The following is a 13,363-nucleotide window of genomic DNA, read 5'->3' as shown; positions in this document are numbered from 1 at the left end:
GACGTTCGGTACCGGCCCGGCATCCCTCGCAGCGGCGCGGCCGCTGGTCAGTGCTCGTCCGCGTGGTCGAGACAGTACGCCGCCGCGGCGAGGTACTGGCGGCACTCCGGACCGTGACCGGCGTGCACGCCGCGGACGAACAGCGCGCGATCGAGGTCGAGGTCTGTCGGGTCCGCCGAACAGTCCCGGTATCGGCTCCGCCAGAGGTCCTGCGTATCCAGCGATGTCTGCATCGTGCACCTCCCGTGCTGGTATCGGTGCGAGAAGGCTTGCAATGTCCTTACGCCGGAGGCATACCCGCTCGGGCCGCTCGGCAACCGGTGTGGCTCACCGGGTCACCAGCCGCCAGTCGTCGGGCACGCGTGCCGCGGTGATCTGCGCGCCCTCGGCCTCCAGATCGACGGTGGTCGCACCGAGCCGCAGCGCGCGCAGCGAGACCTTGCCCCACCGCGCCGGTAGCTGCGGCCGCACGGTGAGCGTCCTGCTCGGCGTGTCCGGGTCGAGTCCGAGGAACGAGCGCACCAGCAACAGCGGCGCCGCGCTCGCCCACGCCTGCGGCGAGCAGGACGTCGGATACGGCACGGGCGTGGCGAATCGGGACCGGGGGAAACCACAGAACAGCTCCGGCAGGCGCCCCTCGAACGCCGCCGCCGCGTCCAGCAGGCCCGTGGCCAGCCGGGTTGCCAGCTTCACCGCACCGGGCACGTGCCGGTAGCGCAGCAGCCCCGCCACCGCGATCGCCGTGTCGTGCGGCCAGATCGAACCGCAGTGATAGCTCATCGGGTTGTAGGCGCCCATATTCGAGGCCAAGGTGCGCAGCCCGAAGCCGGAGTCCATCTCGGGAGCCGCCATGCGCGCCACCAGCTCGGCCGCGTGCTCGTCGGTGGCGATACCCGACCAGAGACAGTGCGCCACATTGCTGGTCAGCGCGTCGACCTGCCGCTTGCCACCGTCCAGCGCCACGGCGTACCAGCCACGGTCGGGCAGCCAGAACTGTTCGGCGAACTTGACCCGCAACTCCGCGGCGCGTTCGCGCAGCAGGCCGGCCAGGCGCGGGTCGTCGAACGCCTCGGCCAGCTCGGCCCGGGCCAGCATCGCGGCGTGCACATAGCCCTGCACCTCGCACAGCGCGATGGGCGCCTCGGCGATATGGCCGGTGGCGTCGTTGATTCCGTCGAAACTGTCCTTCCACCCCTGGTTGATCAGGCCGCGGTCGGTGGCGCGGCGGTACTCGACGAAGCCGTCGCCGTCCCGGTCGCCGTAGTCGGTGATCCAGCGCAACGCGGCGTCGGCGGCGGGCAGCAGTTGCCGGATCACCTCGGAGTCGGCGCCCCAGCGATGGCATTCGGCCAGCAGCATCACGAACAGCGGCGTGGCGTCGGCGGATCCGTAATAGATGTTGCCACCGAACACCTGCCCGCCCGCCGGGCCGCGGCGCATCTCGTGCATGATGCGTCCGGGTTCCTCCTCGGTGAGCGGGTTCACGTCCTGCCCTTGCAGTTCCGCCAGCTGCTCGAGGGTGCCCAGCGCCAGATCGACCTCCAGCGGTAGCGCCATCCACGCGGTGAGCAGGCTGTCGCGGCCGAACAGGGTCATGAACCACGGCGCACCCGCGGCGACGAAGGGGCGGGCGTTGCCGGATTCGTCGTGCATCTGCAACGCGCCCAAGTCGCTCTCGGTGCGGCGCAGCACGCGGGTGAGCGCCGGGTCGGACGCGGCGATGTCGGTGGCGGTGTCGCGCCACGCCTCGATCTTGCGGCCCGGCGCGCTGACGTTGTAGTGCTCCCCCGGCGACACGGCTTGGAATCGCTGGTTTCCCACCGTCGGCTGGGCGATGATCTCGGTCTGCCAGCATTCGCCGACCGGCACGATCACCCGCCACAGCAGCGAACCCGGAAGAACCTCGGGTTCCACCGTGGCGGAGATCGATATTCCCCGGCTGCGGTCGGCGTGGTCGTGCAGCACCAGTTCGCCGTCGGCGACCGTCACGTCGGCCCGCGCGTGCCCCGCCCGGCCTTCCTTCACCGCGAAGAGGTCGACGAAGTCGGCGTCCACATGCAGTTCCAGCAGCACCGCGGTGGGCTCGCGGCCCATGTTCTCCAGTGTGATCAGCTCGTGCATGCCGTCGGCCACGATCCGTTCGCGCACCACCAGCAGCGTGCTGTCGGCCAGGCCCGCCTGCGGGGGCCTGCGCAACACGAACCTGGCGGCGAACGCCTCCGGACTGAGCACCGAAAGCGACTCGGCGGGTTTGCCGTTCACCAGCAACTCCCAGCGCGACAGCACGCGTGCGTCCCGGAAGAACAAGCCGTGCGGCTTGCCCGGTTCGACGTCACCGAGCCGATTGGACAGGCAGAACGTGCCGCCTTCGACCAGGGTCACCGAACCGGACCCCCCGAACCCGGTGGACTCACCGGAGTTCAGGGGGGCCGGGGTCAACGGGGTGGCACCGCTCACGCCAATCCGCTCGCCGCGATCCGGACGGGCGCGGCGCCGGTCGCCGTGGTGTCGAGCGGCGCGACCGCGGGCGCCGCGATGTCGAGTGGCGCGGCGCCGAACCGCCGCTTGGAACGCAGCAGACGGCGATACACCTGCTCGTACCCGAAGCCGAGCGTGTCGGACCCGAAATTGGCCTGCACGTGGGCTCGGCAGGCATACGGGTCGATGCCGCGGACCTCTTCGATGGCCGCGGGCAATTCGGCGGGATCCTCGCAGATGCGGCCGGTCACGCCGTCGACGATCACCTCGGACACCGCCCCGCCGCGCAACGCGACCACCGGCGTGCCACAAACCATGGATTCGATCATCACCATGCCGAACGGTTCCTCCCAGCGGATTGGGAACAACAGGCAACGCGCATTGGCAAGCAGCTTACGCTTGGCCGCCGCGTCGGCGAGTCCGAACACGTGATCGTTGTCCGTCAACATCGGCCGTACCTTCTCCTCGAAGTACGCCTGTTCCGGACGTTCGCTGCACTTACCGGCCAGCACCAGCGGGATGCCCGCCGCGTGCGCGGCCTCCAGCGCCAGGTGCGGGGCCTTGCATTCGTTGAACCGGCCGAGGAACAGCGCGTAGTCGTCCTTCTCGACACGGAAGGGCCAGTCGTCGACGTGCAGCGCATTGTGCACGCGCCCGGTCCAATTCAGGCCGGGCGCCAGCTCGCGCTGCCGGTCGCTGATCGCGACCAGCGCCACCTCGTCGCCCAGATCCTGGTAGTAGCGGTAGATGTCGTCCTCCACCGGCCCGTGCACGGTCAGTACCGTCGGCAGGCCCATGCCCTGGAAGACGGACGCGTTGAGCGGGCCTGCGAAGGTGTGGTCGTGCACCAGGTCGACACCCGATGTGGCCACGAGCTTCTCGATGGCGCGGCGCACCCGCAACGCGTGTACGACCTCGGGAAACGGCTCCCCGAGACGCTCGGGCAGCGCCCGGTCCCACACCGGCACGAACTTGGCCTTCGTCCCTGGTTCCCCCGCGCCAAGCAGAGTCACGTCGTGGCCACGGGCCACCAGTGCGTCGACAAGATCGGCCACCACGGCCTCGACACCGCCGTATGCCTTGGGCGGGACGTCGAAGTACGGCGGCACGACCATCGCGATCCGGAACGGACCGCTGGAGCGATCTGTCGACACGTAGTCGCACGACGGCATCTCCAGATCGGACGACGCCTGCGCGGAAATCGGCACGGAAAGCGCGCTCATGACCCTCCTTCCAGGGACAACCAAGTAACACTCGCATTCACCCAGCACTCGGAGTACCGGGCGCCGAACTGAACTAAGTGGCCCCCGCGGCGGAGGTGAAGACCTAGCTGCACCGCCGTCCATGGGGCTTGGTTGGCCTGGTCACGCTTTCGGCATGATCAGGGGGGCCGAGTGGGAGGTACCTCAGGCGGTGTGGTTCAAACCACAGTTGGGGAAAAATCCCGTCGTCCAGCGATTGTTCAGCTACCGATGGGTAGTCCGGTGGCCCCGTCTTCTCCGACAGCCGGTTGCCGCGCGTCTCACCCCTCGAGGACGACCTGCGGTTCGCAGCCGGCCGCGGTGGCGTCGCCACCCGCGACGATGAACGACAGCAAATCTTCCGCTTCCGCGCGCACCGCCGCCTCCTCGGTCGCGGACAGCGGATGCCAGGGCATGATGCGCAGCGTGGCGCCCTCCAGCGACCAGCGGCCGTGCACGAAACCGTCGACCAGATACATGGGCACGCCCGCGGAAGCCTCCTTGGCGGTGCGCTTCCGGTCTTCCTCGCTGATGATCCTGCGGCGGTCCTTGTGGCCCAGCAGCGCGTTGTCGAAGGCGGGCAGAAAGCGTACGGGCACGGGCAGATCCGGCTCGGCCAACGGCGCGTCCGGCAGATCGAACAACACGCGGTGCTGGTCGTCGGTGAACACGCGCAGCCGGGTGCGCAGGTCGTCGACGACCTCGGCCAGCCGGGTGATACCCGCCCACGCCTGCATATCCGCCACCGTCGCCGGACCGAACGCGGCTAGGTAGCGCAGGACCAGCGTCTCGGGCTGGGCCACCTCGGCCATGGGCAGGCCCGTCCATTCCTCGGCCAGACCGACCGTGACCTGCCGATTGCGCCACCGCCCCCACGCGCCGGTCTCGGGGCCGTGCGTCAACGGGACCAGCAACTCGACGGTTTCGGCGAGCCTGCGCGTGTGCCGGTCCGGGAAACGCCGGGCGAGCAGGTCACCCAGTTCGCGGCGGCGCAGCCGCTGTCCGGCGAGCAGTTCACGTCCGGCGGCCGCGAGCGCTCCCAGGTCGACGCCGTCGATCTCGTCACGAAAATACGGCGCTTTCAGCGCGGCGTCGACCACCGGTTGCACCGTCGGCCGCAGCCAGCGGTAGTCCGCCGCATCGGCCAGGTGGACGGTCCGGCGAATCATGGTGGAGCGCACCAGCCTGCGGTCACGCAGCAGCGCGGCCAAATCGTCGTGCCGGAACTCCGCGAGGCGCGACCACAGCCCCACATAGGGCCAGTTCGGCTCCTGGCCCTGCACCGCGACCAGATGCCGGACCAGTTCGAGCGGGGGCAGGGCGACCCGCTCCACCAGCTTCTGGCGCACCAGCAGCGTCCGATTCAGCTCGCGCAGTGATAGTTCCGTCATGCGCCCATCCTCGCCGAGCCCACCGACATCTCGACGCTCCCCGCGAAGCGTGCGCACCGTGCCACGGGTGCCCGCGACGGCGTCCGGTGTTCATTGATCCGGTAAGCAGCGGCCGGGATCGGGCAAGTCGGCGCACGGCGCGTTGCCGTGCGCGCGCAGCACCTCCTTGCCGGTCTGATCGGTCAGGAAGTGCAGAAAGCTCGCGGCGAGCGAGTCGCCGGGCAACTCGCCGTGGGTGTAGGCGTACTCGACTCCCCAGAAGGGGTAGGCGCGGCGCACTGCGGCCTCGCGGCCTGCGCCGACGCCGTCGATCACCAGGGTCGGCAGGCTCGCGTCGACGGCCTCGGAGAACTCCGTATAGCCGATGGCTCCGGGGATCTCGGCCACCGCCTTGCGCATGTCGGCCGTGACCTGGACCTCGCAGTGCGCGGGCGCGGTGGTGACGGTGCCCTTCAGCGCCGTGCAGCTCACGTGTGGGCGATCCGGCTGAGTGCCGTCGAGCAGCCTGCGTTCGAAGGTGTTGCGCGAACCGGAACCCGGGGTGCGGTTGACCAGCACCACCGGCAGGTCGGGTCCGCCCACCTCGCGCCAGTTGCCGATGCCGCCCCGGTACAGATCCCGGATCTGGGCGACGGTGAGATCCCGGACGCCGACGCCGGGATGCACGATCATGGTGAACAGCGACAAGGCGAGCGGACGGTGCACCAACGACGGATAACCGCTGCCCTTCGCACCGTCGGTGATGGCGAGCAATCCGGAGTTGCCCGCGCCCTCCTCGGCGAGCCGGTCCAATCCACGCTCGGTGCCCTCGAAGCCGAACGCGAATTCCGCACCGGTGCAATGCTTCCGATACTGCTCGGCGGCTTCCCTGACCACCGGGCCGAACGCCGACGACCCGGTCACGGTCAGTTTGCCCGAGGCGCATTCCAGTGGCGTCGGCGACGGCTCCAGCGCGGCCACCACCAATTGGACGACGATCACCAGCACCAGGAATATCGTGAGCGCGACCATCATCAGCGGAATTCCGGTGCGGCTGCGGGTCTCGATGATCCGGCCGGCTTTGATGCCGCCGCGCAGCACCGGTTGCGGGTATTCGCCCACACCTTCGGAACGCTGCAGGATCGCCAGGATCTTGTAGTGATCGCCGGGGCCGAGCGGCACCTTCGGCAGGTCGATCACGCCGATGTGCCCGTCGGTGTCCTCGCGTACCGCGATGCCGGAGTCGGCGTCGAGGTTGTCGGCCAACGCGGGATCGCTGAGTTCGTTGACCGCCATGCCGATCACGCGGCGCTGCGGAAAGCGCAGGTGCAAACCGATCCGCGCGGCTTCCGGCGCCTTGTAGTCATGACTGTCGATGGTCGTGACGCCGCTGTTCTCGATGCGCACCAGCACGACCGAGATGTCCTTCAGGTCCGGGCTGGCGCCGTCGGCCGAGGGGCGCAGCTGCGGAAGCACACCGGGGAACACCGACTCGATCTCGCCGGTGACCGGCGTGTCCATCTGTACTCGATAGCCGAGCCGCCTGCGGCCGGCGAAGACGAACTCCCACAGGAACGCGCCGATCGGCACCGCGATACCGATGAGCGCCAGTACGATTTCGAGCGGAAAGTCGCCCACCAGTCGATCCCCCCAGCAATCCGTGTGGCCCTCATTCTCGGCGGCGATCGCCTACCGACCGAGGCGAAGTCGAAGTGTTCGGCAACAGTTAACCCGGCGGTCACGCTCGCGCGCGAGTCCAGGCCGAGAGATCCGCCAACGGCCAGGTGTTGATCACCCGTTCCGGCGCGACACCGTTCGCGAGCGCGCGCTCGCAACCGTAGCCCTGCCAGTCGAGCTGTCCCGGGGCGTGCGCGTCGGTGTCGATCGAGAAGTAGCACCCCATCTCGGCGGCCAGTCGCAGCAATCGCGAAGGCGGATCGAGTCGTTCGGGCCTGCTGTTGATCTCCACGGCGGTGCCGTAGGTGCGGCACGCCTCGAACACCACCTCGGCGTCGAACGTCGACTCCGGTCTGGTGCCGCGTCCACCCGCGACCAGGCGGCCGGTGCAGTGGCCGAGCACGTCGACGTTGGGGTCGGCGACCGCGTACGCCATGCGCTTGGTCATGGTCGCGCTGTCGTCGCGCAGGTGCGAATGCACGCTGGCCACGACGATGTCCAGGCGGGCGAGCAGATCCGCCTGCTGGTCGAGCGTGCCGTCGTCGAGGATGTCCACTTCGATGCCGGTGAGGATGCGGAACGGCGCCATCCGGTCGTTGAGTTCGGCGACTACGTCGAGTTGCTTGCGCAGTCGGTCGGCGGACAGGCCGTTGGCCACGGTCAGTCGCGGCGAATGGTCGGTCAGGGCGCAGTATTCGTGCCCGAGCGCCGCCGCGACGCGCATCATCTCCTCGATCGGGCTGCCACCGTCGGACCAGTTCGAGTGCGTGTGCAGATCGCCGCGCAACTGTTCCCGCAACGGTTTGCCCGGCGCCCCGATCGGCTGGGCGGCCGCGCGCAACTCGGCCAGGTATCGCGGCACCACACCGGCGTACGCCTGCTCTATGACGGCGGCGGTCTTGGGCCCGATGCCTGCCAGTTCGGTCCAGCTGCCTGCCGATCGGCGCACCGCGCGCTCGTCGGCGGGCAATCCCGCGACGACGTCGGCGGCGCGCCGGTAGGCCTTCACGCGGTGGGTCTCCGCACGGGAGCGCTCCAGCCAGAAGCCGATCTCCCGCAGCGCCGCCTCCGGACCGGGCGCCGCGGCCCGGTCCGGCATTCCGCTCGGATCCTGGTCGGGCACCGTGCTAGCGCACCCGGCTGTATTTGACGAAGGCCACGCCGTCCTCGAACACGGTGCTGGTGATCACCCGGAACTTGGCGGGTTCGGGCAGCCGCGACCCGGCGCCGAACAGCGGGCGGCCGCGGCCGAGCACGATCGGGTAGAGCTTGAGGAAGATCTGGTCGATCTCCGGCAGCAGCACCTGCGCCAGTTCGCCGCCGCCGCACAGCCAGATGCCCAGCCCGCTCTCCCGTTTGAGTTCACGAACCTTCTCGACCGGGTTCTCCGAGATCAGCTCGACGGCCGGATCGGGGCTCTCGGGCAGCGTGGTCGAGACCACGAACTGCCGCAGGTGCGCGTACGGCGTGGAGGTGCCGGTACGGACGCCGAAGTCGTGCGTCTTGCGCCCCATCAGGACGGTGTCGAAATAGCGATTGTGCTCCTCCACCCCGAGCGCCTCGCGGACCTTGGTGGGCAGCGTCTCGGGGTACTGCGCGTTGATCGACGGACCGTGGTCGCCGCCGACCGGGAAGAAGTCGACCGAGCCATCCTCGGTGGCGATGAATCCATCGATCGTCGACGCGACGTAATAGGTGAGCTTGCGCATGCTTCCCTTCCTCACGGCCGGCTGACATTCCGAACCGCCCTGAGGAAACGGTAGCCCGCCCGCGCTAGCGACGGCGAGGCTTCGGCTGGCAGCGCGGGCAGGAGTAGGACGAGCGGTTCATGAACCGCTCCCGGATGATAGGCGCACCACACCGGCGACACGGCTCGTTCTCCCGACCGTATACGGCCAGGGCGCGTTCGAAGTAGCCCGACTGGCCGTTGACGTTCACATAGAGTGCGTCGAACGAGGTACCGCCCGCGGCGAGCGCTTCGCCCATCACCGTGGCCACATCGGCGAGCAATCCGCGCACCGCGGGCCTGGACAGTCCTGAGGCGAGCCTGCCACCGTGGATCTTCGCGCGCCACAGCGCCTCGTCGGCGTAGATGTTGCCGATCCCGGAGACGACGCCCTGATCGAGCAGGACGCGCTTGATCTCACTCTGCTTGCCCCGGACGACGGCGACCACGGAATCGGGGTCGAAACGCGGATCCAGCGGGTCGCGGGCGATGTGCGCGACCGGCTGCGGTACCAGGGTGCCGTCCACCTCGACCAGCGGCGCGAGCGCCCAGCCACCGAAGGTGCGCTGGTCGACGAAACGCAGCTGGGTACCATCGCCGAAGGTGGCGCGGATATGGGCGTGCTTCTCCAGCGGCGCGTCGGCGGGCTGGACGAGCATCTGACCGCTCATGCCCAGATGCACGACCAAGGCGGCTTCCGGGTCGTCGAAGGTGAGCCAGAGGAATTTGCCGCGCCGCTCGGCCGACTCGACCCGCAGGCCGGTCAACCGCGCGGCGAGATCGGCGGCGCCTTCGAGATGGCGGCGCACCGAGCGAGGATGGGTGATCGCCACCGATTCCACGACCCGGCCGACCACATGCTCGGCGAGGCCGCGTCGCACGACCTCGACCTCGGGTAGTTCGGGCACGTCAGGTTTCGGCGGTCAGCGCCTCGTAGGCGGCCCCCGCGGCCTTCTGCTCGGCTTCCTTCTTGGACCGGCCGACACCCTGCCCGTAGGCCCGGCCACCGATCACCGTGGTGGCGGTGAATTCCTTGTCGTGGTCGGGCCCGGTCGAGGTGATCTCGTAGCTGGGCACACCGAGACCACGCTCGGCGGTGAGTTCCTGCAGGCTCGTCTTCCAGTCCAGTCCGGCGCCCATTCGCGGTCCGCGCTCGAGCAGCTCGGCGAACAGCCGCAACACCACGGCACGAGCCACCTCGATGCCGTGCTCCAAGTGCACGGCGCCGAGCAGTGACTCCATGCCATCGGCGAGGATGCTCTCTTTGTCCCGGCCGCCGGTGAGTTCTTCGCCTTTGCCCAGTAATAGGTGCACACCGAGGCCGCCATCGCCGAGCCCACGGGCTACCTCCGCGAGCGCGCGCATGTTCACCACGCTCGCGCGCAGCTTGGCCAGTTCACCCTCGGACTTCGAGGGATGCTCGTGATACAGCCGTTCGGTGATGCTCAGCCCGAGCACGGAGTCGCCGAGGAACTCGAGACGCTCGTTCGTCGGCAGACCGCCGTTCTCATACGCGTACGACCGATGGGTCAGCGCGAGACGCAGAAGATCCGGCTGCAGATCGACGCCTAGGGCGGCGAGCAGGCTCGCGTGTTCACCGGACGAGTCGGGTTCGTCGGTCACGTCGCTACGACAGGTCTAACGATCAGACCGCGGCGGTGACCTGGCGGCCCTTGTAGGTGCCGCAGGACGGGCAGGCGATGTGCGGCAGGGTCTTCTCGCCGCAGGCGCGGTTCGGGCAGGTGATCAGGGTCGGCGCGGTGGCCTTCCACTGGCTGCGCCGCGACCTGGTGTTGGAACGGGACATCCGGCGCTTGGGAACGGCCACGACTACTTCTCCTCTGTCTAATTGCTCTGCCGGTTCGGCTGATCGGTCTTGCTCAGTGGTCTCGGTCGGCCGCACCCTCGTCGGGGCTGCCTGTGCCGGGCGATCCGGAGGCGAACTTAGCCAGTCCGGCCCAGCGAGGGTCAAGTATCTCATGCCCGTGGTCGGATCCCGCAATCGCCATCCGTACGCCGCATTCCGGGCACAGTCCCGCGCAATCCGGCGAGCACAGCGGCTGCAGCGGCAGCTCGAGACCGACGGCGTCGATCACCACGGGCTCCAGATCGATGGTGTCGTCGATCAGGCGGTGGACCTCGTCGTCCTCGGTAGTCTGCTCGGTGGCGCTGTCCGGGTAGGCGAACAACTCGGTCACCCGCAGGGTGACCTCGTCGCCGAACGGCTCCAGGCAGCGCGAGCACCCCCCTTCGATCGGCGCGGTGACGGCGCCGGTGACCAGCACACCTTCGGATACCGCCTGCAACTGCAGGTCGAGCTCCACCTGCGCGCCCACGGGAACGGCGATCAGATCCAGACCGATCCGATTCTCCGTGGTGACGGTGCGGCGCAGCTCGCGCATGGTCCCCGGCCTGCGGCCGAGGCTGCGGGCGTCCAGCACGAAACCGGCGTCCGGCAACCGGCGCTTGGCCGACTTGGGACGCGACGCGGAACCGGAACCGGCGGACATCACGAACTCACTCACGCTCGAGGGGGTATGGGCAACCAGTCCACAATACGCGAACAGGCGGTGCGCTCCCAAACGCAGCCCCTCGCGCTCGGCGCCGCTACCTGCGGAATTCGCTGGCGTAGTCGGGTACGCCCGTGCCACTGCGCAGCTGATGACGCCCCCGCCCGACCGTGCGCAGCGTGCTGGTCAGCGTCTCCTCGAAGTCGGCCAGCCGGGAGTCGACGTAGTGATCGCATTCCTCGCGCAGGCGATCGGCTTCGGCGTGCGCGGCGTCGATCACCCTGGCCGACTCGGCGTGCGCGGCCCGGACCACCTCGGTCTGCGTGACCAGCCGCTCCTGCTCGGCGAGGCCTTCGGCGACGGAGCGGTCGTAGGCGGCCTTGCCCGCCTCGATCATCCGGTCCGACTCGACGCGCGCCCGGCCGGTCACCGCCTCGTACTCGGCGTTGCCGTCGGCCACCACCCGAGCGGCCTCCTCCTGAGCGGAGGCGACCAGGTGATCGGCGTGCGCACTCGCCTCGGCGACCATCCGGTCGGCGTGCGCCTTGGCGTCGGCCAGGATGCGATCGGCTTCCTCGCGCGCCGAAGTGATGGTGTGCTCGGCCTGCTCGTTCGCTCCGGTCACGGCGGTCTCGGCCGCGGTCCTGGCATCGGACACGATCTTGTCCCGATGGTCGAGCACGTCCTGGGCGTCGTCGAGTTCGCCGGGCAGCGCGTCCCGGACGTCGTCGAGTAGTTCGAGCACATCGCCACGCGGCACGATGCAGCTTCGGGTCGGGGGGATGCCACGCGCCTCTTCGACGATGGCGACAAGTTCGTCGAGCGCTTCGAATACGCGATACATGCTCACTACCCTCCTGCGGACTCACGGCGAAACTCTCCGCCCAGCCCAGTGTGCCCCTCGTCACGGCTCGTGCCGAGTCACTTTCCGGTGTGTCGTGCCAGTGTCTCGCACGCCACAGAATCAAGTGGAGACCTCCTCTCCGCTTCGTGTTACATTTTTCTGGAAGGTCGACCAAGACCTTCGACACCTACCGCGTTCCCCCCGGATCGCGGACGAAAAAGCCGGAGGTATGGGCAACCCGCCGTCGAATGTCGACAGGCTCCGATGTGTCAGCGATTCCTGACCATGAGCTACGAACGGAACCTGTCCAGAGTCGACGGAACAGGTGAGCGATCACCCTCGCCGTTGTCCCAGCCGATGGCTTGTGTTCGATCGGAAAGACGATGACTGTTCTGGAACTACCGCGACCGGCGGGAGTGAGCGCCACCAGCTTCTTCGTGCCGTGGGGCGGCCCATACCCCGCGTTGCCTGCCACCGCGGTCGCGAGCAGGTTCGGACAGCTCGCCCAGTATCTGCGCGGCGATCGCGCCTTTGCTCAGCTGATCCGGTTCGCGCTGGTCGGCGGGTCCAGCAATATCGCCTATGTCCTGCTGTTCTTCGCCATGCACGGCGCCGGGCCGCTGCTCGCCAATGTCGTCGGCTCCGTCGTCAGCACCATGATCGCCAACGAGCTGCACCGTCAGCTCACCTTCCACGCGGCGGGACGGGTCGGCTGGTTCACGGCACAGTGGGAAGGCGGCGGGCTGGCGATGGTCGGCCTCGGCGTCACGACCGCCGCGCTTGCCGCACTCGGCGTGTGGGCCCCCGGCCTCGGGGGCATCGCCCAGGCCGCCGGAATCCTCGCCATCACCGCCGCCGTCGGCGGCATGCGTTTCCTGGCACTGCGCGGCCTGGTGTTCTGAGCCGGTTCCGCCTCTTCGCAGCACTCAGGGCGTACCGGTGCGGCGGGACCCGGCCAGGTTCAGGGCTTGTCGCTCCGTCAGTTCTCGCGCTCGGCCAGGCGGTCGAGGAGGCGCTTGTGCACCGAAGGCGGCAGCATGTCGGCGACGTCGCCGCCGTACGCCGCGACCTCCTTGACCAGTGAGCTGGACAGGAAACTGAGCGACGGGTTGGTGGCGATGAAGAAGGTGTCCACCCCGGAGAGCTTCTTGTTCATCTGCGCCATCTGCAGTTCGTAGCCGAAGTCGCCCGCGTCGCGCAGGCCCTTCACGATCGCGGTGACGCCCTGCTCGCGGGCGAAGTCGACCAGCAGGCCCTGCCACGACTCCACACGCACGTTGCCCAGGTGCGCGGTCGACTCACGCAGCAGCTCGATGCGCTCCTCGACGGTGAACATGCCCTGCTTCTTCGGGTTGATCAAGACGGTGACGACGACCTCGTCGAACTGGGCCGCGGCCCGGGTGAAGACGTCGAGGTGTCCGTAGGTCACGGGGTCGAACGACCCGGGGCACAGTGCTCCTGCCATGAGGCGACGCTAGCAGGGCGACCGTCGGCGGGCACGTGCGGCCGGACCGCGC

14 protein-coding genes are annotated in these 13,363 nt (G+C 68.8%); 1 reads left to right on the top strand and 13 read right to left on the bottom strand.

Annotated elements, in window-relative coordinates:
- Positions 1-47: 47 nt before the first annotated feature.
- The 12 genes from ACZ6DL_RS02155 to ACZ6DL_RS02100 all read right to left on the bottom strand — a co-directional run bounded on the left by ACZ6DL_RS02155 (position 48) and on the right by ACZ6DL_RS02100 (position 11,846).
- A complete protein-coding gene (locus tag ACZ6DL_RS02155; protein WP_357116330.1) occupies positions 48-233 on the bottom strand; it encodes a hypothetical protein in 186 nt (61 codons plus the stop codon).
- 94 nt (positions 234-327) lie between these two features.
- The gene (locus ACZ6DL_RS02150; protein WP_466048462.1) at positions 328-2,457 is read right to left on the bottom strand and encodes an amylo-alpha-1,6-glucosidase; all 2,130 of its coding nucleotides are present in this window, start codon (positions 2,455-2,457) and stop codon (positions 328-330) included.
- Complete coding sequence (locus ACZ6DL_RS02145; protein WP_466049515.1) at positions 2,454-3,650, bottom strand: glycosyltransferase family 4 protein; 1,197 nt, start codon at positions 3,648-3,650, stop codon at positions 2,454-2,456. Before ACZ6DL_RS02145 ends, ACZ6DL_RS02150 begins: the two co-directional genes overlap by 4 nt.
- Positions 3,651-4,000: 350 nt before the next feature.
- On the bottom strand, positions 4,001-5,110 hold the full coding sequence (locus ACZ6DL_RS02140) for a winged helix DNA-binding domain-containing protein (protein ID WP_466048460.1): 1,110 nt from the start codon (positions 5,108-5,110) through the stop codon (positions 4,001-4,003).
- A gap of 90 nt (positions 5,111-5,200) precedes the next feature.
- Positions 5,201-6,727 carry a PstS family phosphate ABC transporter substrate-binding protein gene (locus tag ACZ6DL_RS02135; RefSeq protein ID WP_466048458.1) on the bottom strand — a complete coding sequence of 509 codons (1,527 nt, stop codon included), beginning with the start codon at positions 6,725-6,727 and terminating at the stop codon, positions 5,201-5,203.
- Positions 6,728-6,827: 100 nt separating this feature from the next.
- Positions 6,828-7,865, bottom strand: coding sequence for a PHP domain-containing protein (locus ACZ6DL_RS02130; protein ID WP_466049513.1), 1,038 nt, complete (start codon positions 7,863-7,865; stop codon positions 6,828-6,830).
- Between the two features lie 28 nt (positions 7,866-7,893).
- Positions 7,894-8,475, bottom strand: coding sequence for a dihydrofolate reductase family protein (locus ACZ6DL_RS02125; RefSeq protein WP_040868378.1), 582 nt, complete (start codon positions 8,473-8,475; stop codon positions 7,894-7,896).
- A gap of 64 nt (positions 8,476-8,539) precedes the next feature.
- On the bottom strand, positions 8,540-9,400 hold the full coding sequence (gene mutM / locus ACZ6DL_RS02120) for a bifunctional DNA-formamidopyrimidine glycosylase/DNA-(apurinic or apyrimidinic site) lyase (RefSeq protein ID WP_466048457.1): 861 nt from the start codon (positions 9,398-9,400) through the stop codon (positions 8,540-8,542).
- A 1-nt stretch (position 9,401) separates the two neighbouring features.
- On the bottom strand, positions 9,402-10,115 hold the full coding sequence (rnc, locus tag ACZ6DL_RS02115) for a ribonuclease III (RefSeq protein ID WP_357033723.1): 714 nt from the start codon (positions 10,113-10,115) through the stop codon (positions 9,402-9,404).
- 22 nt (positions 10,116-10,137) lie between these two features.
- On the bottom strand, positions 10,138-10,320 hold the full coding sequence (gene rpmF / locus ACZ6DL_RS02110) for a 50S ribosomal protein L32 (RefSeq protein WP_014987105.1): 183 nt from the start codon (positions 10,318-10,320) through the stop codon (positions 10,138-10,140).
- A 52-nt stretch (positions 10,321-10,372) separates the two neighbouring features.
- Positions 10,373-11,002 carry a YceD family protein gene (locus tag ACZ6DL_RS02105; protein WP_466049512.1) on the bottom strand — a complete coding sequence of 210 codons (630 nt, stop codon included), beginning with the start codon at positions 11,000-11,002 and terminating at the stop codon, positions 10,373-10,375.
- A 97-nt stretch (positions 11,003-11,099) separates the two neighbouring features.
- Entirely contained in the window at positions 11,100-11,846 is a 747-nt protein-coding gene (locus tag ACZ6DL_RS02100; RefSeq protein WP_393230862.1) for a DivIVA domain-containing protein, read from the bottom strand.
- Between the two features lie 383 nt (positions 11,847-12,229).
- On the opposite strand from ACZ6DL_RS02100, the gene ACZ6DL_RS02095 reads away from it, so the two are divergent.
- Positions 12,230-12,748, top strand: a complete 519-nt coding sequence (locus ACZ6DL_RS02095) for a GtrA family protein (protein WP_466048455.1) — start codon at positions 12,230-12,232, stop codon at positions 12,746-12,748.
- Between the two features lie 77 nt (positions 12,749-12,825).
- On the opposite strand, the gene coaD is transcribed toward ACZ6DL_RS02095, so the two are convergent.
- Positions 12,826-13,311 carry a pantetheine-phosphate adenylyltransferase gene (gene coaD / locus ACZ6DL_RS02090; RefSeq protein ID WP_040868389.1) on the bottom strand — a complete coding sequence of 162 codons (486 nt, stop codon included), beginning with the start codon at positions 13,309-13,311 and terminating at the stop codon, positions 12,826-12,828.
- Positions 13,312-13,363 lie beyond the last annotated feature (52 nt).

Source organism: Nocardia sp. NPDC041819 (assembly GCF_055590505.1).
The sequence above is the reverse complement of the archived record's forward strand: the minus strand, read 5'-3'. Positions and strand labels throughout refer to the sequence as shown.

Bases quoted from the DNA above. Each gene is read 5' to 3' on its own strand.
- ACZ6DL_RS02155 (WP_357116330.1), bottom strand. From the start codon at position 233: ATGCAGACATCGCTGGATACGCAGGACCTCTGGCGGAGCCGATACCGG.
- ACZ6DL_RS02145 (WP_466049515.1), bottom strand. From the start codon at position 3,650: ATGCCGTCGTGCGACTACGTGTCGACAGATCGCTCCAGCGGTCCGTTC.
- ACZ6DL_RS02140 (WP_466048460.1), bottom strand. From the start codon at position 5,110: ATGACGGAACTATCACTGCGCGAGCTGAATCGGACGCTGCTGGTGCGC.
- ACZ6DL_RS02130 (WP_466049513.1), bottom strand. From the start codon at position 7,865: ATGCCGGACCGGGCCGCGGCGCCCGGTCCGGAGGCGGCGCTGCGGGAG.
- ACZ6DL_RS02125 (WP_040868378.1), bottom strand. From the start codon at position 8,475: ATGCGCAAGCTCACCTATTACGTCGCGTCGACGATCGATGGATTCATC.
- ACZ6DL_RS02105 (WP_466049512.1), bottom strand. From the start codon at position 11,002: ATGTCCGCCGGTTCCGGTTCCGCGTCGCGTCCCAAGTCGGCCAAGCGC.
- ACZ6DL_RS02100 (WP_393230862.1), bottom strand. From the start codon at position 11,846: ATGTATCGCGTATTCGAAGCGCTCGACGAACTTGTCGCCATCGTCGAA.
- ACZ6DL_RS02095 (WP_466048455.1), top strand. From the start codon at position 12,230: ATGACTGTTCTGGAACTACCGCGACCGGCGGGAGTGAGCGCCACCAGC.
- coaD (WP_040868389.1), bottom strand. From the start codon at position 13,311: ATGGCAGGAGCACTGTGCCCCGGGTCGTTCGACCCCGTGACCTACGGA.